General features: G+C 68.9%; 20 protein-coding genes. 13 read left to right on the forward strand and 7 right to left on the reverse strand.

The features are described from left to right. Positions 1–61 precede the first annotated feature (61 nt). From SPOPO_RS33210 to SPOPO_RS0122895, 3 genes are all read right to left on the reverse strand, one after another. Entirely contained in the window at positions 62–721 is a 660-nt protein-coding gene (locus tag SPOPO_RS33210; RefSeq protein WP_084671463.1) for a Rieske (2Fe-2S) protein, read from the reverse strand. A 58-nt stretch (positions 722–779) separates the two neighbouring features. Then, positions 780–3,719, reverse strand: a complete 2,940-nt coding sequence (gene uvrA / locus SPOPO_RS0122890; protein ID WP_019877463.1) for an excinuclease ABC subunit UvrA — start codon at positions 3,717–3,719, stop codon at positions 780–782. A 117-nt stretch (positions 3,720–3,836) separates the two neighbouring features. Then, the gene (locus SPOPO_RS0122895; RefSeq protein ID WP_019877465.1) at positions 3,837–4,808 is read right to left on the reverse strand and encodes a carboxypeptidase regulatory-like domain-containing protein; all 972 of its coding nucleotides are present in this window, start codon (positions 4,806–4,808) and stop codon (positions 3,837–3,839) included. 289 nt (positions 4,809–5,097) lie between these two features. Between SPOPO_RS0122895 and SPOPO_RS0122900 the strand changes: the two genes are divergently transcribed. The 4 genes from SPOPO_RS0122900 (at position 5,098) to SPOPO_RS0122915 (ending at position 8,387) form a co-directional block, all read left to right on the forward strand. Continuing rightward, a complete protein-coding gene (locus tag SPOPO_RS0122900) occupies positions 5,098–5,268 on the forward strand; it encodes a type II toxin-antitoxin system VapC family toxin (RefSeq protein WP_019877466.1) in 171 nt (56 codons plus the stop codon). A gap of 53 nt (positions 5,269–5,321) precedes the next feature. Next, positions 5,322–5,978, forward strand: a complete 657-nt coding sequence (locus SPOPO_RS0122905) for an MBL fold metallo-hydrolase (RefSeq protein ID WP_019877467.1) — start codon at positions 5,322–5,324, stop codon at positions 5,976–5,978. Positions 5,979–6,053: 75 nt separating this feature from the next. After that, on the forward strand, positions 6,054–7,319 hold the full coding sequence (locus SPOPO_RS0122910; protein ID WP_019877468.1) for an SGNH/GDSL hydrolase family protein: 1,266 nt from the start codon (positions 6,054–6,056) through the stop codon (positions 7,317–7,319). An 87-nt stretch (positions 7,320–7,406) separates the two neighbouring features. Further along, complete coding sequence (locus tag SPOPO_RS0122915; RefSeq protein WP_019877469.1) at positions 7,407–8,387, forward strand: SGNH hydrolase domain-containing protein; 981 nt, start codon at positions 7,407–7,409, stop codon at positions 8,385–8,387. Here SPOPO_RS0122915 and SPOPO_RS0122920 read toward each other — a convergent pair. Further along, complete coding sequence (locus SPOPO_RS0122920) at positions 8,348–10,426, reverse strand: acyltransferase family protein (protein ID WP_156870159.1); 2,079 nt, start codon at positions 10,424–10,426, stop codon at positions 8,348–8,350. The genes SPOPO_RS0122915 and SPOPO_RS0122920 overlap by 40 nt on opposite strands. 181 nt (positions 10,427–10,607) lie before the next feature. On the opposite strand from SPOPO_RS0122920, the gene rfbF reads away from it, so the two are divergent. The 9 genes from rfbF to SPOPO_RS0122965 are packed head-to-tail and all read left to right on the forward strand — an operon-like array spanning position 10,608 to position 19,182. Further along, positions 10,608–11,378: a glucose-1-phosphate cytidylyltransferase gene (gene rfbF, locus SPOPO_RS0122925; protein ID WP_019877471.1), complete on the forward strand. Its 771-nt coding sequence runs from the start codon at positions 10,608–10,610 to the stop codon at positions 11,376–11,378. Continuing rightward, entirely contained in the window at positions 11,375–12,361 is a 987-nt protein-coding gene (locus SPOPO_RS0122930; RefSeq protein ID WP_019877473.1) for an NAD-dependent epimerase/dehydratase family protein, read from the forward strand. Before rfbF ends, SPOPO_RS0122930 begins: the two co-directional genes overlap by 4 nt. Then, positions 12,358–13,566 carry a class I SAM-dependent methyltransferase gene (locus SPOPO_RS0122935; protein WP_019877474.1) on the forward strand — a complete coding sequence of 403 codons (1,209 nt, stop codon included), beginning with the start codon at positions 12,358–12,360 and terminating at the stop codon, positions 13,564–13,566. Before SPOPO_RS0122930 ends, SPOPO_RS0122935 begins: the two co-directional genes overlap by 4 nt. Next, positions 13,566–14,099, forward strand: a complete 534-nt coding sequence (gene rfbC / locus SPOPO_RS0122940) for a dTDP-4-dehydrorhamnose 3,5-epimerase (protein WP_019877475.1) — start codon at positions 13,566–13,568, stop codon at positions 14,097–14,099. Before SPOPO_RS0122935 ends, rfbC begins: the two co-directional genes overlap by 1 nt. After that, positions 14,096–15,010, forward strand: a complete 915-nt coding sequence (locus tag SPOPO_RS0122945) for an NAD-dependent epimerase/dehydratase family protein (RefSeq protein WP_019877476.1) — start codon at positions 14,096–14,098, stop codon at positions 15,008–15,010. Before rfbC ends, SPOPO_RS0122945 begins: the two co-directional genes overlap by 4 nt. After that, entirely contained in the window at positions 14,991–16,157 is a 1,167-nt protein-coding gene (locus SPOPO_RS0122950; protein WP_019877477.1) for a class I SAM-dependent methyltransferase, read from the forward strand. The genes SPOPO_RS0122945 and SPOPO_RS0122950 overlap by 20 nt, the downstream gene beginning before the upstream one ends. A gap of 2 nt (positions 16,158–16,159) precedes the next feature. Beyond that, positions 16,160–16,936: a cephalosporin hydroxylase family protein gene (locus SPOPO_RS0122955; RefSeq protein WP_019877478.1), complete on the forward strand. Its 777-nt coding sequence runs from the start codon at positions 16,160–16,162 to the stop codon at positions 16,934–16,936. 4 nt (positions 16,937–16,940) lie between these two features. Then, complete coding sequence (locus SPOPO_RS0122960; protein WP_019877479.1) at positions 16,941–18,323, forward strand: glycosyltransferase family 2 protein; 1,383 nt, start codon at positions 16,941–16,943, stop codon at positions 18,321–18,323. A gap of 52 nt (positions 18,324–18,375) precedes the next feature. Next, the gene (locus tag SPOPO_RS0122965; protein WP_156870163.1) at positions 18,376–19,182 is read left to right on the forward strand and encodes a hypothetical protein; all 807 of its coding nucleotides are present in this window, start codon (positions 18,376–18,378) and stop codon (positions 19,180–19,182) included. A gap of 1 nt (position 19,183) precedes the next feature. On the opposite strand, the gene SPOPO_RS33215 is transcribed toward SPOPO_RS0122965, so the two are convergent. From SPOPO_RS33215 to SPOPO_RS33220, 3 genes are read right to left on the reverse strand one after another with little or no spacing between them, the layout of a single operon-like run. Continuing rightward, complete coding sequence (locus SPOPO_RS33215) at positions 19,184–20,455, reverse strand: methyltransferase domain-containing protein (protein WP_019877481.1); 1,272 nt, start codon at positions 20,453–20,455, stop codon at positions 19,184–19,186. Beyond that, positions 20,456–23,779, reverse strand: a complete 3,324-nt coding sequence (locus tag SPOPO_RS0122975) for a glycosyltransferase (protein ID WP_019877482.1) — start codon at positions 23,777–23,779, stop codon at positions 20,456–20,458. Then, positions 23,776–24,927: an FkbM family methyltransferase gene (locus SPOPO_RS33220; protein ID WP_019877483.1), complete on the reverse strand. Its 1,152-nt coding sequence runs from the start codon at positions 24,925–24,927 to the stop codon at positions 23,776–23,778. The genes SPOPO_RS0122975 and SPOPO_RS33220 overlap by 4 nt, the downstream gene beginning before the upstream one ends. Between the last annotated feature and the right edge of the window lie 4 nt (positions 24,928–24,931).

Raw genomic sequence — 24,931 nt, forward strand, 5'->3', positions numbered from 1 at the left:
ACATGAGGACCCCCCGGCTCTGCGCCGGGGGGTCCTCATCGGGTCGTGGGGAGCCGGAAGCTCAGGCTTCCTTCGCCTTGTAGATCTGACCACCCTCGACGATGATCGGCTTCTTCGGGATCGGCTTGCGCGCCGGGCCCGCGGTCGGCTTGCCGGTGTCGAGCGTGAAGTCCGAGCTGTGGCACGAGCAGCTCATCTTGCCCGGGGTGTCGAACACGTCGACCGGGCAACCCTCGTGGGTGCAGAGGGAGTCGAAGCCGATGAACTGACCGGCCTTCGGCTGGGTGATGACGTACTCGTCGGCCTCGAAGAGCGCACCGCCGTTGACCGGGATGTCCGAGGTGGCCGCGAGCGGGGTGTCGCTGGCCTTCACGAGCTTCGGCGCCTTGTCCGGCTTCGGCGTCTTCTCGGGCTTGGGCGTCGCCTCGGGCTTGGCGCTCTTGGTCGCGTCGGTGGTCGCCGTGGGCTCGGCCGAGGGGCTCTTGGACGGCTTGGCCGTCTTGCTCGGCTTCGCACTGGTGGTGGCCTCGGGGGTCACCTCGGGGGTCGCCTCGGGGGTCGCCTCGGCCGCGGTCGGGTCGTCGTCGTCCCCGCCGCAGGCCGCGAGCGGAGCCGCGAACGCGGCCAGACCCAGTGCCGAGATCCCGCGGAGCACGACGCGCCGGCCGGGAACGGCTTCTTCCGCACCCTCCGGGACGTTGGGCGTTTCCGCAGCAGACATGGAGAACCTCCGAGTTTGGCGGGACAAATGTGAAGAACCTGACAGGGCGTTCGAAAGGCTACCCGCGGCTGGTTGCCGTTCTGCCTCGAGCTGCTGCCTTTGTCCTTTTCGTAATCTGCTTCGTCGCCGTGCGGTTCCTGGATTGCGCCGAGTGGCCGGAAACGCCGATGAGCGGCGCCAAAAAGCGGCCGGTGTGACTCTCCGCACATGCCGCCACGTCCTCGGGGGTGCCGGTCACCACGACCGTGCCGCCCCCGGAGCCGCCCTCGGGACCCATGTCGATCACCCAGTCCGCGGTCTTCACCACGTCGAGGTTGTGCTCGATCACGACCACCGAGTTGCCCTTCTCGACGAGGCTTGTGAGCACCCCGAGGAGCTTGCGGACGTCCTCGAAGTGCAGCCCGGTCGTGGGCTCGTCGAGGACGTAGATCGTCCGGCCCGTGGAGCGCTTCTGAAGCTCGGACGCGAGCTTGACGCGCTGGGCCTCGCCGCCGGAGAGCGTGGGCGCGGGCTGGCCGAGCCGGACGTACCCGAGGCCGACCTGCACCAGGGTGTTCAGGTGCCGGGCGATCGCGGGGATGGCGGCGAAGAACTCCGCGGCCTCCTCGATCGGCATGTCGAGGACCTCGGCGATCGTCTTGCCCTTGTAGTGCACCTCGAGCGTCTCGCGGTTGTAGCGCGCGCCGTGGCAGACCTCGCACGGGACGTAGACGTCCGGGAGGAAGTTCATCTCGATCTTGATCGTGCCGTCACCGGCGCACGCCTCGCAGCGCCCGCCCTTGACGTTGAAGGAGAACCGGCCCGGCTGGTACCCGCGGACCTTCGCCTCCTGCGTCTCGGCGAAGAGCTTGCGGATGTTGTCGAAGACGCCGGTGTAGGTGGCCGGGTTGGACCGCGGCGTGCGGCCGATCGGCGACTGGTCGACGTGGATCGCCTTGTCGATCTGGTCGAGCCCGTCGATGCGCGTGTGCCGGCCCGGGACCTCGCGTGCGTGGTACAGGTGCTTCGCGAGCGCGTTGTAGAGGATGTCGTTGACGAGGCTGGACTTCCCGGACCCGGAAACGCCGGTGACGGCGACGAAGCAGCCGAGCGGGAACTCGACGGTGACGTCCTGAAGGTTGTTCTCGCGGGCCCCGCGCACGACGAGTTTGCGGTCCTTCTGGGGCTTGCGCCGGATCTTGGGCACCGCGATCTCGCGGCGGCCCGAGAGGTAGGCGGCGGTCAGGGAGTCCTCGACCTTCAGCAGCTCCGGGTACGGGCCGGAGAAGACGACCTGTCCCCCGTGCTCGCCGGCGCCCGGGCCGATGTCGACGATCCAGTCCGCGGTCCGGATGGTGTCCTCGTCGTGCTCGACGACGATCAAGGTGTTGCCGAGCCCGCGCAGGCGGACCAGCGTCTCGATCAGCCGGTGGTTGTCGCGCTGGTGCAGACCGATGCTCGGCTCGTCGAGGACGTAGAGCACCCCGACGAGGCCGGAACCGATCTGCGTCGCGAGCCGGATGCGCTGCGCCTCGCCGCCGGCCAGCGTCGCGGCCGCGCGGTCGAGCGAGAGGTAGTCCAGGCCGACGTCGAGGAGGAAGCCGAGACGGGCGTTGACCTCCTTGAGCACGCGCTCCGCGATCTGCGCCTCGCGGGCCGACAGCGTCAGCTCGCGCAGGAACACCGCGCAGTCGCCGATCGACATCGAGGCGACCTCGGCGATCGATTTGTCGCCGAGCGTGACGGCCAGGGAGACCGGCTTGAGCCGGGCGCCGTGGCAGGCGGGGCAGGGGACCTCGCGCATGAAGCCGGCGTAACGGTCGCGGCTGGCGTCGCTCTCGGCCTCGGCGTGCCGGCGACTGATCCACGGGATCACGCCCTCGAAGCCCGTGTAGTACGAGCGTGTGCGGCCGTAGCGGTTCTTGTACTTCACGTGCACCTGGTGGTCGTGCCCGTGGAGGATCGCCTGCTTTGCCTTGGCCGGGAGCTTCTCCCACGGCGTCGTCGTCTTGAAGCCGAGCTCGTCGCCGAGCGCCACGATCAGCCGGCCGAAGTACTCGGAGAAGTGTCCGCTGGCCCAGGGCTGGACCGCGCCCTCCTCCAGCGAGAGCGACGGGTCGGGGACGACCAGCTCGGGGTCGACCTCCATGCGGGTGCCGAGACCGGTGCACTCGGTGCAGGCGCCGAACGGGGAGTTGAAGGAGAACGAGCGCGGCTCGAGCTCCTCGAAGTCGAGGTCGTCGTAGAGGCAGGCGAGGTGCTCGGAGAAGACGCGCTCGCGGTGGGGGTCGTCCTCCGGGAGGTCGACGAAGTCGAGCGTGACGAGACCGCTCGAGAGGCCGAGCGCGGTCTCGATCGAGTCGGTCAGGCGCCGCTTGGCGGAGGCCTTCACCGCGAGACGGTCGACGACCACCTCGATGGTGTGCTTCTCCTGCTTCTTCAGCTTCGGCGGCTCGGTGAGCGGGTACACGACGCCGTCGATGCGGGCGCGGGAGAAGCCCTTGGAGACGAGCTCGCGGAACAGCTCGGTGTACTCCCCCTTGCGCTCGCGGATCACCGGGGCGAGGACCTGGAACTTCGACCCCTCCTCGAGCTCGAGCACCCGGTCGACGATCTGCTGCGGGGTCTGCCGGGCGATCGGCCGGCCGCACTGCGGGCAATGGGGGCGGCCGGCGCGGGCGTAGAGCAGGCGGAGGTAGTCGTAGACCTCGGTGATCGTCCCGACCGTCGACCGGGGGTTGCGGGAGGTCGACTTCTGGTCGATCGAGACCGCCGGGCTCAGGCCCTCGATGAAGTCGACGTCGGGCTTGTCCATCTGCCCGAGGAACTGCCGGGCGTACGCGGACAGGGACTCCACGTAGCGGCGCTGGCCCTCGGCGAAGATCGTGTCGAACGCGAGGCTGGACTTGCCCGAGCCGGACAGGCCCGTGAAGACGATGAGGCTGTCGCGGGGCAGGTCGAGGGAGACGTCCTTGAGGTTGTGCTCCCGCGCCCCTCGGACGATCAGACGTTCCGCCACTCTGTGCCCTTCGCAGTCCCCGCTCGGGCCCTGGACCGGACCCGCGGCCATGGTAGGTGCGGGGTCCGACAATCGCCGTTCGGGCAGGTCAACGCTCGGAACGGCGACCCTGCCGCGTCAGCGGACGGTGATGGTGGCGTTCTTGCTCGTGCCCGCCGCCGCGCCCGGCACAGCCCCGCGCTTCGCCCGGAAGACGACCTTGCCGCGCTTCGTGGGCTTGATCTTGAAATTGACCACGCCGCGCCTGTTCGGCTTGGCCTTCTGCACCGTCTTCCACGTCTTGCCGACCCGCTGCTGCAGCACGACGGGCACCTTGGTGGACACCGGGTCGACCTTCGCCTGGAAGCTGAAGTACGCGCCGAGCGGCTGCATCCGGTTCAGCGTCCGCAACGCCACCGAGGCGACGACCTTCATCAGGCTGCTGACCGCACCACCGGAGAGGTGCTGCGCGTCGCCCACGGCCAACGCGACGAACAGGGCGTGCTCCGGTGGGACGAGCTGGAACGAGTACCGGCCGTCCGGGTGCGTGTTGGCCGTCCCGATCGGGATGAGGTCCTCGGTGGTGGTCGGCACCGCGAACAGGTGGACGGGCGTGAACCCGACCGGCGCCCCGGTGATCGCGTCCGTGACCTTGCCGCTGATCGTCGCGTAGTTGGGACGGACGACCTTCGCCGGCGCTGAGATCGAGACCGTGAGGCTGCTGACGGTGATCGTGGCCGGGGCGGCGTACTCCCCCGCCAGGTCCCGGGCGAAGACGGCGAACGAGTAGGGCGTGTCCGACTCCAGGCCGTAGGCGGTCGCGGTCGTGCTCCCGGACCCGACCGTCAGCGCGAAACCATCGGTCGGGCTGCTCGGCGGGACCTTCCCCGGCTTGCCACGAACGACCGTGGCCAGACCGGGCACGGCCGGGTCCTGCCAGGTCAGGGTGACCTCGTCGACGAACGCCTCGGCCTGCAGGTTGGTGGCCGGGGCGACCTCGGCGCTCCGGGCGACCGCCGTGGCCGGGAGGGCCACGACCGCCACCGGGGCGGTGAGCACGGCCGCGAGCGCGAGCGCCGTGGCGCCCGGAAGGTCCCGAAATGTCCGCATCGCCGCACCGTAAAGGCGCCGGCAGGTGCTCCGGTAGAGGGCCGGACGGTGGCGCGGGCAACGCGGATCGGCGATTACCTGGCTTCCTACGAGCCGCCACGCGACAGCGGCGTGAGCGTGGAGGACGCCGCAGCCGCCGTCCGGGAGGTCCGCGAGGCGTCGTGAGGGTCGCTCCCGCCCACCTGGATGTCGAGGTGGTCTCCGCGCTGCGGGGCCTGCCGCGCGGCCGCCGCTCGAACGAGCGGTTCCCGCGGCCCTGCGTCACCTGGCGGGTCTCCCGGTGCGGCGGATGCCGCTCGGGCCGTTCGTCCACCGCGCCTGGGAGTTGCGGCACACCCTCACGGTCTACGACGCCGCGTACGTGGCGCTCGCGGAAAGCCTCGGGTGTGAGTTGCTCACCTGCGACCGCAAACTGGCGAGCGCCGCCGGGCCGCGGTGCGGGTTCGTTCTGCTCGGCTGACCCGGGACGAACCGCTCGTGTGAGGATGGCGCCCACGATCGACGGGAGGTTCGATGCGCACCTACACCGGGAAGGTCACGCACGGCGGGGCCCCGGACGTCCGGGAACTGGCCGGGCTGGTCATCAGCAAGGCCTCGGTCGGGCCGATGGACAACAACACCTACCTGCTCCGGTGCCGGCGCACCGGCGAGCAACTGCTGATCGACGCCGCGAACGACGCGAGCACGATCCTCGGGATGGTCGGCGGGTCCCTCGGTCGCATCGTCACCACCCACCAGCACTACGACCACTGGCAGGCGCTGGGTGAGGTTCAGGCGGCGACCGGGGCCCGCACCACTGCTCATGAACTCGACGCCGAGGGCATCCCGGTCGCGACCGACGACCCGGTCTCCGACGGGGACATCATCGCCGTCGGAGACGTGAACCTCTCGGTGATCCATCTCGTCGGTCACACCCCGGGGAGCATCGCCCTGCTGTATGACGACCCGTCAGGTCATCCGCACCTGTTCACGGGGGACTGCCTCTTCCCCGGCGGCGTCGGCAACACGTTCGGCGACAAGGACAACTTCGCGAGGCTGATCGACGACGTCGAGTCCAAGCTCTTCGCCCGCCTCCCCGACGAGACCTGGGTCTACCCCGGCCACGGCTCCGACACCACCCTCGGCCACGAACGCCCCGCCCTCGCGGAGTGGCGATCCCGGGGCTGGTGATCGCTGAGAGAACTCACAGACGCGCGTTCACCCGTTTGATGATCATGGATTCCGGGAACCACTTACCGTCTGGTCGTGTCCCGGATCGGCCTCAGCGCGCTTGCCGCCTCGTGCGTGTTCGCCACCCTTTCTGTCGCCCCCACGATCACGGCCGACTCGGCCCGCGCGGGGTCCGGTGTTCGCCTGCTGCTGACGGGTGACTCGATCACCCACGGACGGCACGGCGACTACACGTGGCGTTACCGACTGGCCGAGGAGTTCCGCCGCCAGGGGGTGCCGTTCGACTTCGTCGGGTCCGAGTCGACGCCGTACCAGGACCCCGGCTTCCCGCAGTCGAAGTACGCGGACCCCAACTTCGACCGCGACCACTTCGCCCGCGCCGGGTGGCAACTGCGGCAGATGGTCGGAGAGATCCGAGCCGAGGTGGCGAAGCAACGCCCGGACGTCATCGTCCTGGCCGCGGGGGTGAACGACCTGCTTCGCGGCCAGTCCGTGGACGAGCTGGAGGAGTCGCTCCGGTCCTGGGTCCGGGAGGCCCGGGCCGGCCGCTACGACATCCGCATCGTGCTCTCGCCGGTGCTCGCGGCGAACCCGTCGAAGAGCCGTCGGGACATCAACCTGCCGGCCGCGGAGTACAACCTGCGGCTGCCGCAGATCGCTCGCGAACTCTCGACCGTCTTCTCCCCGGTCACCGTTGCCACCACGGATCAGGGGTGGTCGCCGGCCGCGCCGAACACCACCGACGGGATCCACCCGACGCCCACCGGCGAGACGTTCATCGCTCAGCGGATCGGTGAGGCTTTGCACCGGGCCGGCGTTCTCCCCGGCGCGCCGACCGGCGGCGCCCGCACCGTCCCCTGGCCGTACGCCCAACGTCCCGCGGTGGCCGTGGCCGGCCGCACGGTGACCGTCCGCTGGTCGTCCCAGGCCGTCACCGGCGCGCACGTGCGGGTCCGCCAGGTCGGCGGTACCGTCCTCGCCCCGGCGACCGAGTATCGCTCCGGCGTCGCGACGTTCACCCTGAAGCGCGGGGTCTCCTACGACATCAGCATCCGGCTCAACCGGGTCTCGATGGCCGGGCCGTGGGGCGAGCCGACCCGTGTCACTGTGCCGGGCGTGCCCAGCCCCCCGGGTCGGGGCACCATCACCCGCACCGCGGTCCGCTGGAAGGCCTCCCCCGACGCCGACGCGTACGTCGTCCAGTTCCGGAAGGCGTCCGACCCGCACTGGGTCAAGCGGCGCACGGACGCACCGAAGCTCCGCGTGAAGGACGTCGTCGAGGCGAAGGTCCGCACCGTCTCGACGGCCGGCCGGTCCGTCTGGCGGCAGATCTCCCGGTAGCAGCGACGCTGACCCAAGGGCAGCGGGGCATGACTGAGGCCGAGGTGGGCAGGGATCCGGGACCTGGGTGCCTCGGGAGGATTCGACATGTCCTGGAGCGGGATCGGGGTGGCCGCGGCGACGCTGGGGCTGGCCCTCACCGTCGCCACGCCGAGTACCTCGGCCATCACGCCCGAGCCCGTCCGGGCGAACCAGGACCTGCCGGCCATGTACGACAAGGGCTGCCAGCAGAACATGCAGTCCGCGCACGTGACCTCATGCCGGTACGGGCCCGGTGCGGCAAGAACCACGATCGCCGTCTTCGGCGACTCCAAGATGGCTCAGTGGCTGCCCGCTCTCGAGCGGCTCGCCCCGCGTCATGGCTGGCGCATCGTCACCTACACGAAGTCGAACTGCGTGCCGGCCGACCTGCTCACCACGCTCAGCGGCAACCCGTACACGTCGTGCCGCCAGTGGGTACGGAAGGTCCTGAACCGGCTGACCGGACCCGACCGGCCCGACCTCGTCCTCACCACCCACCGGCACTCGGCCAGCGGGGTGGGCCCGCTCGACGAGCAGCGGCGCGCCGTTCGGGATGCGCTCGTGGCGACCTGGTCGCGACTGCGCGACAGTGGCGTCCCGGTCGTGGTTATGGCTGACAACCCGTCCCCGCCGCGGGAGCTGACCGTCTGGAAGTGCGTCGCCGAGCAGCGTCCCACCGTGTCCCCGTGCGCCTTCGACCGTGAGCAGGGAATCGACTTCAGCGCGGCACCGGTCCAGCGAGCCGCCGTGATCCGTGCGGGTGGACCCGCCCGGGTCGACCTCCGAACCGGACGGCGTACGCAGCCGGCCGTGGCCTGGGTCGATCTCGTCGACGCGATCTGTCCAGGCGCTCGGTGCTCCCCCGTCCTGCACGGTCTTCTCGTCTACCGGGAGGGCTCCCATCTGACCGCCACCTTCGTCCGCGCGCTGAGCAAGGACCTCGAGCGGGCGCTGCTGGCCGCCGGCGTCCCGAGCGCGGCGAGCGACGGCATCGGCGACCCGACCGGTCAGAGCCGGAGGAGCGCCCGGAGCGCGGGCTCCAGGTAGGGCGCCAACGTGCGGGCGTAGGTCGCGCTCAGGTGCGACCCGTCGAAGTACACGACCACGCCGCCGACCACCGGGTTGCAGACCCGGGGGCCGCAGATCCGGTCGGTCAGGTCGACCGTGCGGATCCGCCGGTCCTTGACGGCACGCACGGCCGTCACGGCCGGGTCCTGCGGAAGCCAACTCTGCCGGGGCCCCGAGCACTCCTCCGGGGCCTTCCCCGCCAGGCAGTCGGGCACCGAGTTCAGGTCGGCGATGCCGGGAGTGGGGGTGTCGCGGATGACGAGGACGCGCACTCGTGCCCGCTTCCACGTCTCCAGCACGGTCCGGTAGCCGCGCTCGTAGAGGGGCAGGCTGTCCGGCAGCGCCATACCTGCCACCGGCACCGACAACCGGTTCGACAGGACGACGGTGGCGAAGCGGCCCGCCGCGACCTCCGCCGTGGTGCGGCGCACCCACTCGACGCAGGCGTCCGACTGCTCCGGTGTTGCGAACTCCTGGTTCACCGGAGACAGGGCGCACTGGGACGAGAGGAAGGTGGTGATCTTCCACCGGCGCCGATCCGCCAACTCCTGGAGCGCGGGCAACCAGTGCCCGGCGTGGGAGTTGCCGACAAGGGCGATCCGTGTCTTGGCCTCGGCCGGACCGAACTCGCACCGGACCGAGGGGTAGTCGGGGAGGTAGGAGAAGCAGTCCTGCCCGTCGGGGACGTCGGGGTAGGCCTGGGACTTGTCGGTCGCCGCAAACGCGGAGGCCTCGGGCGTCACCTCGCCCATGCCCTTGGCGCACGACGGCTTGGCGAGCGCGGCCGCACCGAAACAGCGGTTGGACGCGGCTGCGACCAATTGCCGTCGAGCGTCGGCCTCCCGGTCGCGGACCTCCACGTTCTGCAGGACGGTCAGACCGGCCAGCACCGCCATGCCGGTGGCCGCGGCGCCGAACCGGAGGGCGACGGGTCGCCGCGTCCGGGGGCGCATGAACGGGTCCTCCACCCAGTGCTTGGTCACCGCCGCCAGGACCAGCGTCGCCACCAGCACGCCGAGCTTCTCCCCCGCGTTGAGGTCGTGCCCGGTCGCAGCCGGCACGAGCACGATGAGCGGCCAGTGCCAGAGGTAGATCGAGTAGGAGATGTCGCCGATGTACTGCACCGGGCGCACGGCCAGGACACGACCGAGACCGGCGCGCGGCGCGGCTGCAATCACCGCCGCCGTGCCGAGGACCGGCACCAGCGCGTGGTGCCCAGGGAACGGCGTCTGCGCCGAGTAGCTCCAGGCGGACCAGGCGATCGCCGCCAGGCCCACCGCCGCGATCACGTCGCGACGGACTGCGACCGGCCCCGGCGAACCGGACGGCTCGGAAGAGCCGCGCACCAGGAGCACCGCCGCCAGGATGCCGCCGACGCCCAGCTCCCAGATCCGCGTCGGGGTCACGAAGTAGCCCCGCGCCGGGTCCTCGCCCGTGAAGTGCACCGACCAGGCGAGGGAGAGCAAGGTCGTCAGGACCAGGCCCCCCAGCACGACGACGCCTCCGGGCCCGCCGCGGCCGACCCGACCGCCGAGGGCGAAGAGCACGAGGATGAGCACCGGCCAGCCGGCGTAGAACTGCTCCTCGACCGACAACGACCAGTAGTGCTGGACCGGAGACGGCAGATCGTCGGCGGCGAGGTAATCGACCGCCTGCTCGGCGAAGCGCCAGTTGACGACGTAGAACCCGGCGGCGAAGACGTCATCGGCGGTCTCCCGCCACTGGGTCTCCGGTGCCACCAACCGCGACCCGGCGAGGGTCGCGGCCAGGACCAACAGTGCGGCCGGCAGCAGTCGCGCGATCCGACGGGACCAGAAGGTGAGGAGATCACCCAGCCCCCGCGGCGGCGACGCGAGCAGGTGACTGGTGATCAGGAAGCCCGAGATCACGAAGAAGACGTCGACCCCGACGTACCCACCGGTGAGCGTCTTCGGCTGCAGGTGGAACGCCAGTACCAGCCCGACAGCGAGTGCGCGAAGCGCCTGAATGTCGGTGCGTTTCGCGCGCTCTCGGCTCAAGCCTTCGCCGTTCTCGATCACGTCGGGACATACGTCCAACTCTCCGGTTGCGAGGATTATCGCCGGGCTGAAGCGCTCCTACGTCCGGCGGCCCCGGCACGGCCGTCGCCGGTCGATAGGGTGAGGGTCCGCAACCTCAGAGTCACGAGGAGCGTGTGATCTTGTTCGCGCGGAAACCGGCATGAGGGTCGTGATTCTGGCGGGCGGGCTGGGAACGAGGCTCGCCGAGGAGACCGAGACGCGCCCGAAGCCGATGGTCGAGATCGGCGGACGTCCGATTCTGTGGCACATCCTCCGCCACTACGCGGCGTTCGGCCACGACGAGTTCGTCGTGGCCCTCGGCTACCGCGGTGAGGTCGTCAAACGATGGTTTCTGGAGCGGATGAGCCTGAGCGGCAGCATGACGATCGACCTCGACGCGCACACCGTCGAACGCCACGACGGGGCGACGGAGGGCTGGCTCGTCCATCTCCTCGACACCGGCCAGGACACCAACACCGGCGGCCGCATCCGGCGGTGCGCTCCGCACCTCGCGGGTGAGCCGTTCCTGCTCACCTACGGCGACGGTGTTTCCGACGTCGACCTCGACGAAGTGCTCGCGTTCCATCGTCGGTGCGGGCGGCTGGCGACCGTTACCGCCGTCCGCCCGCCCGCTCGCTTCGGCGGTCTTCTGTTCGACGGCGACCTCGTCAGTGAGTTCACGGAGAAGCCTCAGATCGGCGAAGGCTGGATCAACGGCGGGTTCTTCGTGCTCGAGCCCGCGGTGCTCGACCTGATCGAGGGTGATCACACCAACTTCGAGCACGATGTGCTGGCGCCATTGGCGAAGGACGGTCAATTGGCTGCGTATCGGCACGAGGGCTTCTGGCAGTGCATGGACACGCTGCGGGACAAGCAGTACCTGGAGTCGCTGTGGGAAGCGGGTAGTCCGCCGTGGACGGTTCAGCGGTGAGCAGGTTCTGGACTGACCGGCCGACCCTGGTCACCGGCGCCACCGGCCTGGTCGGCGGAGCCGTCGTACGCCGCCTCGTCGACGCCGGAGCCGACGTGGTGTGTCTCGTGCGCGACCGCGTGCCCAACGCGGAACTACACCGCTCGGGGCTGGATCAGCACGTGGCCTCCGTAGCCGGCGACATTCGAGATCAGGCGACGATCGAGCGGATCCTCGGTGAGTACGAGATCGACACCGTGCTCCACCTCGCCGCGCAGACGCTTGTTCCGGTCGCCAACCGCAATCCGGTGTCCACCTTCGAGTCCAACATCGCCGGGACCTGGGTGGTGCTGGAGGCCTGCCGGCGCAGTCCGCTCGTCCGCCAGATTGTGCTGGCCTCCTCCGACAAGGCCTACGGTTCGTCCGACCGACTGCCGTACGACGAGGACACGCCCTTGCAGGGCCGTCACCCGTACGACGTCAGCAAGTCATGCGCCGACCTGATTGCCCAGTCGTACGCCGCGACCTACGAATCTCCCGTCGCGATCACGCGATGCGGCAACTTCTTCGGACCCGGCGACCTCAACTGGAACCGCATCGTTCCCGGGACCATTCGATCGGTGTTGCGCGGGCAACGTCCCGTCATCCGGTCCGACGGCAAAGCTGTCCGCGACTATTTCTACGTCGACGAGGGCGCTGCCGCGTACCTGCTGCTCGCGGAGCGACTGGCTGGGGATCGCGCCCTCGCCGGTCGGGCATTCAACTTCTCCAACGAGGAGTCGTACACGGTGCTCGACCTCGTGGCGACCCTGCTCCGGCTGATGAGGTCTGATCTCCAGCCGGACGTCCGCGGCGAGGCTTCGAACGAGATCGCCGCGCAGTCCCTCGACGCGTCGCGCGCGCGCCAGGAGCTCGGCTGGTCGCCGATCTACGAGTTCGAGGAGAGCTTGCGGCGAACCATCACCTGGTACGAGGACCTCTTCGCCTCCCGGGGTGCGCTGTGAGCGCGTGCCGGTCCTGCGGCGGCGACTGGTTGCCGGTGCTCTCGCTCGGCGAAACCCCGCTGGCCAATGCCCTGCTCTCACCCGACGACCTTCAACGGCCGGAGGCGCGGTTCCCGCTCGAGCTGGCCTTCTGTCCCACCTGTGCCCTGGCTCAGATCACGGAGACCGTTCCTCCCGACACGCTGTTCCGGGACTACCCCTACTTCTCGTCGTGGTCCGACACGATGCTTAAACATGCAGCGGATCTGACGGCCCGTCTGGTCCGAGAACGACAGTTGACCAGCGACTCGCTCGTCGTGGAGGCGGCCAGCAACGACGGCTACCTGCTTCGGAACTACGCCTCCGCCGGCATCGGCGTGCTGGGCATCGAGCCGGCACGCAACATCGCCGTCGTGGCCCGTGAGCGAGGGATTCCCACGCAGGAGGAGTTCTTCGACCATGCGCTCGCCGAGGCACTCCCCGCCGCCGATGTCTTCCACGCGCACAACGTGCTCGCTCACGTCCCCGATCTGAACGGGTTCGTCAGCGGCATCCACACGGTGCTCAAGCCGAACGGCCTCGCCGTCATCGAGGTCCCGTACGTCGGCGATCTGTTGGACTTCTGCGAGTTCGACACGATCTACCACGAGCACCTCAGCTACTTCTCCCTCTCGGCACTCGATCACTGCTTCCGCACGCACGGTCTGCTCATCTGGGACGTCGAGCGTGTCCCGATCCACGGAGGCACGCTTCGGCTCTTCGCCGGCCATGAATCGACGGCACCCGCACGGTCGGCCGCTGCGCAGTCGTTGCTCCGGCAGGAGCTGGAAAACGGCCTCACGACGGCCCAACGTTTCCAGGCCTTCGCCGCACGGGTGACCGGCATCCGCGACCGGCTCGTGTCCCTTCTCGCCGAACTGAAGGACGGCGGCGGACGCATCGCCGCGTACGGCGCCTCCGCCAAGGGCAGCACCCTGCTCAACTACTGCGGAATCGGTGCCGAGACGGTCGATTTCGTCGTGGACCGCAGCACGCAGAAGCAGGGGCGCTACACCCCCGGTACCCACCTGCTGATCGAACCACCGGAGCGGCTCCTGGCGGATCAGCCGGACTACACGCTGCTGCTCACGTGGAACTTCGCGGAGGAGATCCTCGCCCAGCAGGCCGAGTACCGGCACCGGGGCGGGCGCTTCATCATCCCGGTGCCGGAGCCGGTTGTCGTCTGATGATCATTGAGGAGACGAAACTCCCCGGCGCGTTCGTGGTCACCCCCGAACGGCACGTCGACGACCGCGGGCACTTTGCGCGCGCCTGGTGCGTGGACGAGTTCGCCGCTCACGGCCTGACGGCGTCCTGGGTGCAGAGCAACGTCTCCTACAACCGCCGGGCAGGAACGCTGCGCGGGCTCCACTACCAGGCCGATCCGCGCCCGGAGACGAAGTTGGTGCGGTGCACCCGCGGCGCCGTCTACGACGTGATCGTCGATCTCCGCCCGGAATCGCCCACCCACCGGCAGTGGACAGCGGTCGAGCTGACCGAGCACAACGGAGTGGCCGCCTACGTCCCCGCGGGCTTCGCGCATGGGTTCCAAACCTTGGTCGACGACACCGAGCTCTGTTACGAGATGTCCGAGTACTACGTGCCCGAACTCGCCCGCGGCGTCCGCTGGGACGACCCCGTACTCGGGATCACCTGGCCGGCCTGTGATCGCCGGGTCATCTCCGAGCGCGACCTGGCCCTACCGGGGCTGCGGACGTGAGTCGGCTGCTCGTCACCGGCGGGTCCGGCTTCGTCGGATCGGCCTGCATCCGGGCCGCGATCGAGCGCGGCCACGAGGTCCATGTCGTATCGCGCGCCGGTCGGCCCGTCCCCGACGGCGCGATGCTGCACCCCTGGGATCTGCTTACCGGAAGACCCGTTGACCTGATGGAGCAGGTCCGACCGACCCACCTTGTGCACCTCGCGTGGATCGCCACACCCGGCGTCTACTGGACCAGCCCGGAGAACCTCGCGTGGGTCAGGGCGTCCCTAGAACTCCTGGAGACTTTCGCTGCCGCCGGGGGACGGCGCGCGGTGTTCGCCGGCACTTGCGCGGAGTACGACTGGACCGGCGATGGTGTTCTTCGCGAGGACAGCACCCCGCTGCGCCCGGCAACGCCGTACGGTGCCGCCAAGGTCGCGCTCGGATCAGCCGCGGCGACCACCGCGAAGCGCCTGGGCATCGAGCTCGTCTGGGCCCGGTTGTTCTTCCTCTACGGACCCGGGGAGCATCCGGACCGACTTGTGCCCCACGTGACCCGCCAACTGCTGCGCGGCCACCGCGCCGATTGCACGGACGGGACCCAGATACGCGACTTCCTGCACGTCGACGACGCGGCCGACGCGATGATGACCGTCCTGGAATCCCGGTTCAGCGGCGCCGTCAACATCGCCTCCGGCACGGGGGTGGAAGTTCGGACGGTCGTGCGGCACCTGGCGGAGATGACCGGCGGACAGGACTTGCTCCGCCTTGGCGCGCGTCCGTCCGCGACCAATGACCCGGCACGACTCGTCGGGGATGTCTCTGTCCTGGTCGATCAGGTCGGCTGGCAACCTCGGATCCCGCTGACGGTCGGGTTGGAGCTCGCAGTCGAGTGGTGGAGGAAGCATGATGAGCTCCGCGACGAATGAGTCGATCTGCCCGGTCTGCTCGCACGACCGGGCCACCGACGTGGTGCGCCGCCTCGCCGTCCCGGTTCACCAGAACCTCCTCTATCCCACCTTGGAGGCGGCAAGATCCGCACGGCGCGGTGACCTCGACTTCCGCGCCTGCGACCGCTGCGGCTTCCTGTTCAACTCGGCGTTCGATCCCGCCCTGATGGAGTACGGCCCTCAGTACGAGAACAGCCAGCAGCACTCGACTGCCTTTGTCGACCACCTCGATGCGATGGTCGACCGGATCGTGCGACACCACGGCCGCACGGACGGCACCGTCGTCGAGGTCGGGTGCGGCAAGGGAGACTTTCTGCGGCGGCTGCTCAACCACCCCGCCAGTCACGCGCAGGGGGTCGGTGTCGACCCCTCGTATCTCGGCCCTCCGGTGAGTGAGGACGGTCGGGCGCGGTTTCTCGCGCGCTTCTTCGACTCCTCGCTCGATCTCGAGGCCGACGTCGTCGTCTGTCGGCACGTGATCGAGCACCTCGCCGATCCGGTCGGGATGATGACGACCGTCCGTTCGGCTGCGGTGAGCGACCGGACCACCGTGTTCTTCGAGACCCCTTGCGCCGACTGGATCCTGCGGAACAGCGTCCTCTGGGATCTGTTCTACGAGCACTGTTCGTTGTTCACCGCGCACAGCCTTGGTCTGGCACTGACCCGCGCCGGGTTTCGGGTGACGGACGTCCGCCACGTCTTCGGGGGCCAGTACCTCTGGGCCGAGGCAGTCGCCGCCCTGGGAGAGTGGCCGCTGGAGGACCCACAGTTGCCGCGCGACCCCGTCGGATCGCTGGGCGACGAGCCGGATCGCGTGGGCCAGTGGCGGGAGCAACTGTCCCGGCTCCGCGAGGGAGGGCCGGTGGTGCTCTGGGGTGCCGGGGCGAAAGGACTGACGTTCTGCAATCTCGTCGACCCGCACCGCACGATGATCGATCGCGTCATCGACGTCAATCCGGCGAAGCAGGACCGTTTCCTCGGCGGGTCGGGTCACCCGATCAGTGGGCCGGATGCCGCGCGCGGCGCCGCCACCGCCGTGGTGCTGAACCCGAACTACGTGGAGGAGATCCGTAGGCTCCTCTCCACGATCGACCCGGAAGTCCGTGTCGTGAACTGGATGGAGTGAGAGTGCCGCCGACCCGTCTGACCATCGACACCGAGGCCGCGACACTGGTCTGCAGCGGTGCCGACGGTGTCCAGGAGTACCCGCTGTACTCCCCCGACGCGTTTCGCCTGCTGAGCGAACAGTGGGTGAACGTGGGGTGGGCACTCAAGTACACCTACGGGTTCACCTGGTTCGGCCGGCCGATCATCCAGCTACCGGAGGACATCGTTCGGATCCAGGAACTGATTTATCGACTGCGGCCCGACGTGATCGTCGAGACGGGTGTGGCGCACGGCGGCTCGCTCATCCTCTACGCGAGCTTGTTCGAGGCGATGGGCACCGGACGTGTCATCGGCGTCGACATCGAGATCCGCCCGCACAATCGGACCGCGATCGAGAGCCACGAGTTGGCTCATCGCATCACCCTGGTCGAAGGTGACGCTGTTTCACGGCAGACCGTCGAGCAGGTACGGAGCCACGTCCGGGACGGGGAGCGGGTCCTGGTACTGCTCGACTCGAATCACACCCGCGACCATGTGCTGGCGGAGCTCCGCGCCTACGCTCCGTTGGTATCCCCCGACTCCTATCTCGTCGCGACCGACGGCCTCATGCAGCAACTGACCGACGTCCCGCGCGGCAAACCGGAGTGGTTGACCGACAACCCTCAGGAGGCCGCGCGAATCTTCGCAACCGAAACCCCCGACTTCGTCATCGAGGAACCGTCGTTCCCCTTCAACGAGGGCGAGGTCTCGGACCGCGTGACGCACTGGCCGTCCGCCTACCTGCGTCGGGTCCGGTGACTCGATGACGTCGCCCTCCTCCAGACCGCTGTTCAGCGTCGTCATCCCCACCCGCGAACGGGCGGAGACGCTTCGGTCCACGCTCCAGACATGCCTCGCCCAGGACTTCGACGACTACGAGATCGTCGTCTGCGACAACCACAGCTCGCCGGCCACGCGCGAGGTGGTCGATCAGGCCGACAGCCCGCGGATTCGCTACCTTCGCACGGATCGACCTCTGGCGATGAGCGCCAACTGGGAGTACGCCCTCTCGGAGACTCGAGGCGACTACCTCACGGTGGTGGGCGACGACGACGGACTCATGCCCTACGCCCTTCGCGAACTCGCCATCCTGATCGAGCGGTACAGCCGCCCGTCAGCGGTTACGTGGCGTCGCGGCATCTATACCTGGCCCACAATGGCGGTGCCCGAGGACGCGAACTACCTGCACATTCCGCTGGGCCGCACCTTGCGTGAGATCTCGGGGAAGGAAGCGATCGCCGACGTCATCGCTTTCCGTACCGGAGCCGACCTGCTGCCTATGATCTACTCGGCGGTCGTCCGCCGCGATCTCGTCGAGGATCTGCGCGAGCGCGTCGGGCGGGTGTTCCCGACCATCTATCCGGACGTCTACTCCGGTTTCGCTCTCGCGTGGCTGAGCGGGACGTATCTTTCGTCCGGCGTCCCCATGGGCATCGCCGGACTCGGCGGTCAGAGCAACGGAGTGGCCACCCTGCGGGTGTCGGGTGACAACGCGATCGCGGATGAGTTCGCGTCGCTCAACGCCGAGTTCGACATCGTGGCTCACCCCCGCGTGCCGGACCTCCGACTGGGCCCGGTCCACGTCGTCGACTCCTTCGAGTGGGCGCGGCAGTGCGTGTTCCCCGAGACCGACCTCGACTACGACCGCCGTTCGATGGTCTGCCGGTACCTGGAGTCCATGACCGAGCTCGATCCCGCGGTCCGAAAGCAGCAGCGCGAGGTCATCCGGGCGACGCTGCAGGACGACGCCGAACTGCTTTCCTGGTTCGACCGTGAGGCGCCTGACCCGCCACCGCGCGTGCTCCCACGGCTCAAGCCAGCGGTTCTCGGCCCGACGCCGAACACCCTGGCGATCGACGCCGCCGAGTTGGGCCTGCTCGACATCGCCGGAGCGACACGTGTGAGTGCGGCGATTCTCGGGGTGGGCGCGGGGCCGATCGTGTACAGCACCCCTCCCGCCCGCCCCGCAGGGCAGTCCGCGCAGGCGGCCGCCGCGCAGGAGATGACGGATCTCCGACGGCGGAACCAGCGACTCCGCCAACGGTGCAAGGAACTCGAGGCCCAACTAGCCGCGAAGCAGGATCTCAGATCCGCCGTCCGCGGCGTGGTCCGTCGTATTCGACGTCGGGTCACGAGTCGACGCTGAGCAACGGACCACCGCAGTTCGCACTGCTCAGCACGGCACATAGGCTGACGTCATGTCGCCCACGGCCGACAGGAGAATTCGGCACCCGCGCAACTCGGAACGCTTGTACTTCTGGCACATCCCGAAGACAGCTGGCACGAGTTTCATCGCCTGGCTTGATCAGCACTACGCCGACGAGAGCATCTACCCCGAACAGTTGCTCTCAGCGGTCCGTCAGGACCCGTCCCCGACGACCCTCACCCCGTTTGCCCTCGTCCGCGGCCATCTCGCCGACGCGCCCTTGCAACTGCTGGATTCACCGCCCTGCACGGTGACCATCCTGCGCGAGCCCCTTCGACGAGCGACCTCTCATCTCGCGCACGTGCACCGCGACGAGAACCACCCCGTCCACGAACGGTTGCAGTTCTACGCGGGCGACCTCGACCGCGCGCTGGACGACCCGGTCGTGCGCGCGATGGTTCACAACACCCAGTCCCGCTATCTGGGCCTCTCCTGGCGTGCGGACCTCGAGGACCCGTTTGAGCTTGTCGAGCCGGCTCACCCGTTGGCCGGCGCCATGGCCTTCGAGTTCGCGCCCCTACCCCCGTCGCCGCGTCTGCTGCCGCGCGCACTGCGCCAACTCTCTCGAATCTCCTACGTCGGCACCACCGAGCAGGTCGACGTCCTGGCGCGACGGATCGCGCGTGCCCGCGGATTCCGCGGACCGCAGATCGACCGTCACAACACCCGCCCCCGAGGCAAGAGTCCGTACCAGTTGGGCAGGCTGACGCCCCGGCAGAGGCAGCGGCTCAAGGAACTTACGCGCTTGGACTACGTGCTGTGGCGCGCTGCACAGATCCGATCCCGGGCTGCGCGCTGACTCAGCCCCGGCGACGCTCGGCAGCCGCCCGGACGCGCTGAGCGGTTGCGCGCGCCAACCGACCCGCGCGGCGGCGCACCCAGCGACGGACGTCGCCGAAGGTGGGCTCCGGCCGCCCGACCGGGGTAGCACGCCCGGTCGGCTTGCGCCGCGTGCGTCGGCGCAACTCGACGGCCAGTTGGGCGGTCAGGGGAGCCACGCCCTGCGACACCAGCCGAAACTGCACCGCCATGCGCGTCGTCTCGAACTCGAACGGCACGGCGACCTCGGCCCAACCGGTGTCGGGGTCGAAAGCGGCGCCCTTGAGGTTCCGCTTCGCCACGACCTCCCCGAGGACCAGGACCTCCGCGCGAGCGATCTTGACGTCGGCGGGCGCCGGCGGCCCGTCGCGGCGCACCCGGAAGACCACTTCCCACGAACCCTCCGGCACCGGTGCGTAAGGGCCGTGGAACAGCACACCAGGCGCACTGCCCGCGTGGCGAACGACGCGACCGTACTGCCGGTCGAAGTCCACCGGGGCCATCGGGCGCAGCCGGGCGAGCCGCTCGGCCCGGTAACTGCCGTAGAGCTCCATCAGTCGTCGGTGCAACGTATCCGCGTCCGGCTGTCGGTCGGCGCGGCAGGCGTGCACCCACCAGACGAAGGAGTCCTCCGGGTTGTCGGGGGCGGCCGCGATGCGAGTCGCACGGTCGAGGGCCTGGCCGTCCATGTCGTCGAACCGCAGGAGTCCGTGCCGCTCGCGGTCGTAACAGAGCCACACTCCGCGGAGCATCTCGATGTCGAAGCCGGCCAGACCGAGGATCTCGACGACCTCGTCGACGGAGAACTCGAGCGTGTGCTCCGGGTGAGTCCACTGCAGCGACTGGCAGACGGGCCGGTTGGGGCTGTCCATCGCGAGGACACCCCCACTGGCCAGCACGCGGTGGGCCTCCAGCAGGAAGGCGGCGATGTCGTCCGGCCAGAGATGCTCGATCACCTCGCCGCCGAAGACGAGTTGGGCCTCCCCGTCGGCGACGCCCTTCATGTCACCGAGGCTCTGGGCCAACCAGACGACCTCCTCCGGCAGGTTCGCCGGAGGAGGCGAGAACAGCTCGATGCCGTACTGCCGCGACGGAGTGCCGGGGTAGTTCTCACGGAACCAGGCGAAGTACCACTCGCCGGCGCAGCCGCCGTGGACGACGACGTCGGCCTTCGGCAGTTGTTGCAGACCCTGAGTACGGAGGGCGTGCAGGAAGAGATTGAAGTCGTCGACACCGAGATCGATCGCGTCCATCTATGCCTCCGGGTTCTTCACGACAGTGAGAGCGAAGGAGGTCGTGATCGACTGTCCCAGGCTGAGTTTGAGATGCGGGAGCCGCGGCGAGTACGGCAGCGGCGAAATGTGACAGTCCGCCGGGGTCGACAGCGGGATCCGGAAGGTGGCGTTGAACGAGTGCCCGGGCGGAAGGGCCTTCAAGAACGCGCGCAGATCCTCGGGGGTGTAGACCGCCAGGTTCCCGTAGTCCCGCGACTTCTTGCGGGGACGCAACTCCATCTCCGTCGTGTGCACCGCCACCCCACCCGGCCGGAGCATGGCGAGAGACCGACGGATGAATTCCAGGCCGGCCTCCGGCGAGCCCAGGTGCTCGACGACGCAGGAGGACCACACCAGGTCGAAAGAGCCGAGAACGCTCGGATCGCTGGTCATGTCGAACGGACGGAACTCGACCTGCCGCCGGACGACCGCGTCATTCACGTGTTCCTTGAGGAGCGATTCGAGGCCCCGCGCGTACTGGTTGGTGTTCGACCAGTTCCCGGTGTCGTCCCGCGGTGAGTCTGTAGCCAACACGCTCAGGCCGAGCCCCGCGAGAGTCGCCGGAATCGGCTCGGTGCCCACCCCAAATCCGCACGCTCGGCGGCCCTCCTCCAGGACGCCGGCGTCCTCCGCGGCCTGGAGGATCTCGCACCACTCCCAGATCTTGCGGTGCAGGTCCCACCTGCCGGCCTCCCCGAGTCGGGTGGCCTGCCGGTGGAACCAGTTCTGATCGAACTCCGCTGCCGCACACGCCCGCGAGCGACGGACCGGGGTCCGGCCGCGTCGGATGTCTTTCGGGACGGAGTCGCGGACACCGGCGATGCCCAGCTGATCGACGTCCAACTCCTCGGAACGTCGAGAGGTGGCGGTCGCCGGGTCGGGGGCGGTGACGGACGGCGACACACGACGGAATCGCGTGGCAACATCAGCGACCACGGCCCTCCCCCGTGCCACGAACGGTGAGGAACGAAGCGGAACGTGCCGACTCGGCCTCGGCGCAGGTTCCGCGAGGGCGGCCGCGAGACCCGACGCGTACAGCTGGTGAGAATGCCGCTCCCGGGTGAAGTGCTGCGCGGTGGCGCCCATCGAGCGCCGCCGGTCCGCGTCCGCGACCAGGTCGACGAGACGGTCGGCCAGTTCCTTCTCCGACTCCACCTTGACCACGGCGTCGGAGGGGAGCTCCTCGAACCAGCCCAGGCCCCCGCGCACGACGTTGACGACCCCGTGCCGCATGGCCTCGAGCGTGGCCAGCGACGTCTCCCCCCGGTAGCCCGCCCGGTAGCTGATCAGCACGTCCAGCTTGGACAACAGCTGTTGGAACCCGAAGTCCGAGACATTGGTCGTGACGGTGACGTTGGGGAACACCTGGAGTGACAGCAGGTGAGGGTGGGTGCGGTTGCCGTGACCGAACACCTCGAACTGAACATCCGCGAAACGCTCGTCCAGTGCCAGCCGGCGGATGATTCCCAGTCCTTTGATCTCGGCGAGGATGCCGGCCAGCCCGACCCGGACCGGACCTCCGCGAAAGTGTGACGGGAGTTCAGGGACGCCGACCGGGAGTCCGAGGACGTGACACGGCACCGGGCCGACCGAGGCCTGGATCACCGCCTCCTTCGCATACTCGGAATGGACGATGACGCCTTTCTGGTTGTTGATCAGCGAAGCCAGGCAGCTGCTCCGGTCCGCACCCAACGAGGCGTGCAACCGTTCCTCGGCCGCACGCCGCTCCGGAGTGATCACGCCCTGGGCGACCATCGCGTCGAAGAGATACGGCAGAAACGTGTCGTGCACGATCGCGTACCCCGGGAGGTGCAGCGCGTTGCGGGCGGTCGCGACGTGGAACTGACTGTTGCCCAGGTGGTAGAAGACTCCGTCGTACCGAGCATGCCGTTGCGCGTTGAAGCGGTCGACGTCGAAGTACCGGGCGACCCGGCTGAAGTAGTTCGGACGGACCCGGTTCGCCGAGCGCGGCATCTCCAGGTAGTAGTGGACGTCGAAACGCTCCGAGAGCGCCGGGTGCAGTTCCTGGATCACCTTGCCGATGGCGGAGTGTCCCTGCGGGTTCGGCCCGAGGACGGCGATCCGCGGCCGCTCGGTGACCGACGCACGGACGGTGGAACGCGCGCGGGAGCTTGCGAGCCCATCGGTCAACATCGTCGCGGTCTGTTGCCAACTGAACCGCTCGATGATCTCCGGGTAGGACGCGGTGCGCCGCGCGCGCTCCTCGGGCGTCGCCTCGAGCGCTTCACGAAGTGCACGGGCAATGTCGTCGGGCGCCTTCGGCTCGAAGTAGTGGAACGCGTCGGCGGACATCTCGCGAAAGGCGCTGATGTCGGAACACACCACGGGGACGCCGGCTTCGACGCCTTCCAGGACGGGGAGGCCGAGGCCCTCGATCTCCGACGGGAAGAGCACGGCCTCCGCGTTCCGGAACAGCCACGACATCTCCGCCTCGGAGACATTTCCGACGAAGACCAGTCCCTCGGAGCGCTCCATGAGTGAGGTGCGCGCCTGGGCTGTGTACCGCGAGGTCAGCACCAGGGAGAGCGGGAACGGGCTCCCGGCCCGGACGATCTCGAATCCCTGGACGCCGCGCACGTTGTTCTTGCGGTGGTCCTGGCCGGTCGGCATGAGCACGAAGCGGCCGACGCCCGGCAGATCCGGCGGCACCGGCGCAACCTCGCGGCGACCGATCGCCGCGCCGCTGATGTTGATCAGGCGTTCTGCCGGTATCCCGAGATGCACCGCGAGGTCGTCGGCAACCGTCTGGGAGATCGTGAAGATCAGGTCCGCTTCAAGAACCGTCCGGTAGTTGATCAGGTAGGACCGTCTGTGCTCCGGCGTGGTCAGGTACCGCTCGTGCAGCAGGAGCGGGATGAGGTCGTAGACCACGCACATCCGCCGACCGGCGGCCGAGGTGGGGAAGACGCTGGCGTAGTTCATGCCCCCCGGGAAGGGAGCAAGGATCAGGTAGTCCGCGCCCTGGGCGCCCAGCTCGCGCAACAACGCGTCGAGTCGCGGGCCGTTGGCCTTGCGCGCAGCCGGATCGCCGATCTCGTACGGCAGGGCCAGATCGGCCTCGACGACCTCCACCCCCGGGAGGCGGAATGCGATTGCATCGCGCCGGTCCCGCCCGAGTGGAACTGCACGGTTCAGCAGCAGGATCACACGCTCGTGCGGCAGCGCGGCACAGGCGTGCGCGAGCAGTTCGAAGCTGTACTTGCCGATGCCGCGGTGCCACGTGTCGGTCTGGAGCACCTGAGCGTCGATGACCAGGGTCGACGCACTCCCCAGGCTGTTCACTTCCGCCGTCCCGCTCCGTGCCCCGGTGCGGACGACCGCCGCGCCACCTGACGAGCCAACTGCTTTCCCTTCCGGTATCCGCGCCACGCCACCGCCGAGAGGCCGGATGACCGAACCTCGTTGGTGAACACGGAGCGGTCAGTTGCCTGTATCCCGTCCAGGAGTTCTGCCGGTTGCCGACCCGCGTAGGCCCGCGACTCCAGTCGGCGGAGGCGTGCCCGGCGTGACGCGTCCCGCCAGTGCTGGAGGCGGTCCTCGGCGTAACGGTCCACGCTGTTCGCCACGTCCCGCAGACCGACCTGCGTCGCCTCGGCCGCCTCTGCGCGCCGCTCGGCGGACTTCAACTTGGTCACAAGTGCCCGGTTGCCGGCGCGGGTCGAGCGCAGGGTCGCTTCGAGCGAGGCGAGACGGCGCTCGAGGAGCTGGATCCGGTCGATGTACTTGTTCATCATCAGGTGGACGGGGTACTTGACCACCGGCCGGCTGAGTGCGACCGGAACGTACTTCTCGCGAAAGGTCGCCGTCCGGTGCGCGGCCTCTTCGGCCACCCAGTACTCGTTGAGCCCGTCGAAGAATTCGAGCTGGTAGCGCGCTTCCCGGAGCAAGGTCCGCCAGTCGCGAAAGACGTGGTTGGCCTCGATGCAGATGACCTCCGGGCGGAAGCGGTCCCAGTCGTTGCCTTCGAGTGCCTCGTACTCCAAGCCCTCGACGTCGACCTTCATGAAGTTGATCTGCGGGAGGTCCGCCTCGGCGAGGACGTCACGCAACGTGCGCACCTCCACCTCGTAGTCCCAGTAGTTCGACGTGACCTCCCCGGGCTCCCCGGCGCGCTGGTCGACCATCTGCGGGGAGAAGGTCGACAGCCCGTCACCCAGGTACTCCCGGAACTGCACGCGCCCCGGAGCGTTCGACACGCCGACGCAGAGATTCACGTCGTTCGGTCGGTCTTTCGTCAGCGCCTCGTGGTGGCGCCGGATCGGCTCGATGTTGACCCCGCGCCATCCGAGGTCGTAGAAACGCTTGGTCACGGAGTCGATGAACGGGTCGTTCGCTCCGAGGTCCACGTACCGGCCGGCGGACACGCCGTGGAAGAACGCCGCGAGCAGGATGTCCTCGCCGTTCTGCGCATACGAGATCTCGTAATCCACTGCG

The sequence above is a fragment of the Sporichthya polymorpha DSM 43042 genome, assembly GCF_000384115.1.
In the GTDB taxonomy this organism is placed as follows: domain Bacteria; phylum Actinomycetota; class Actinomycetes; order Sporichthyales; family Sporichthyaceae; genus Sporichthya; species Sporichthya polymorpha.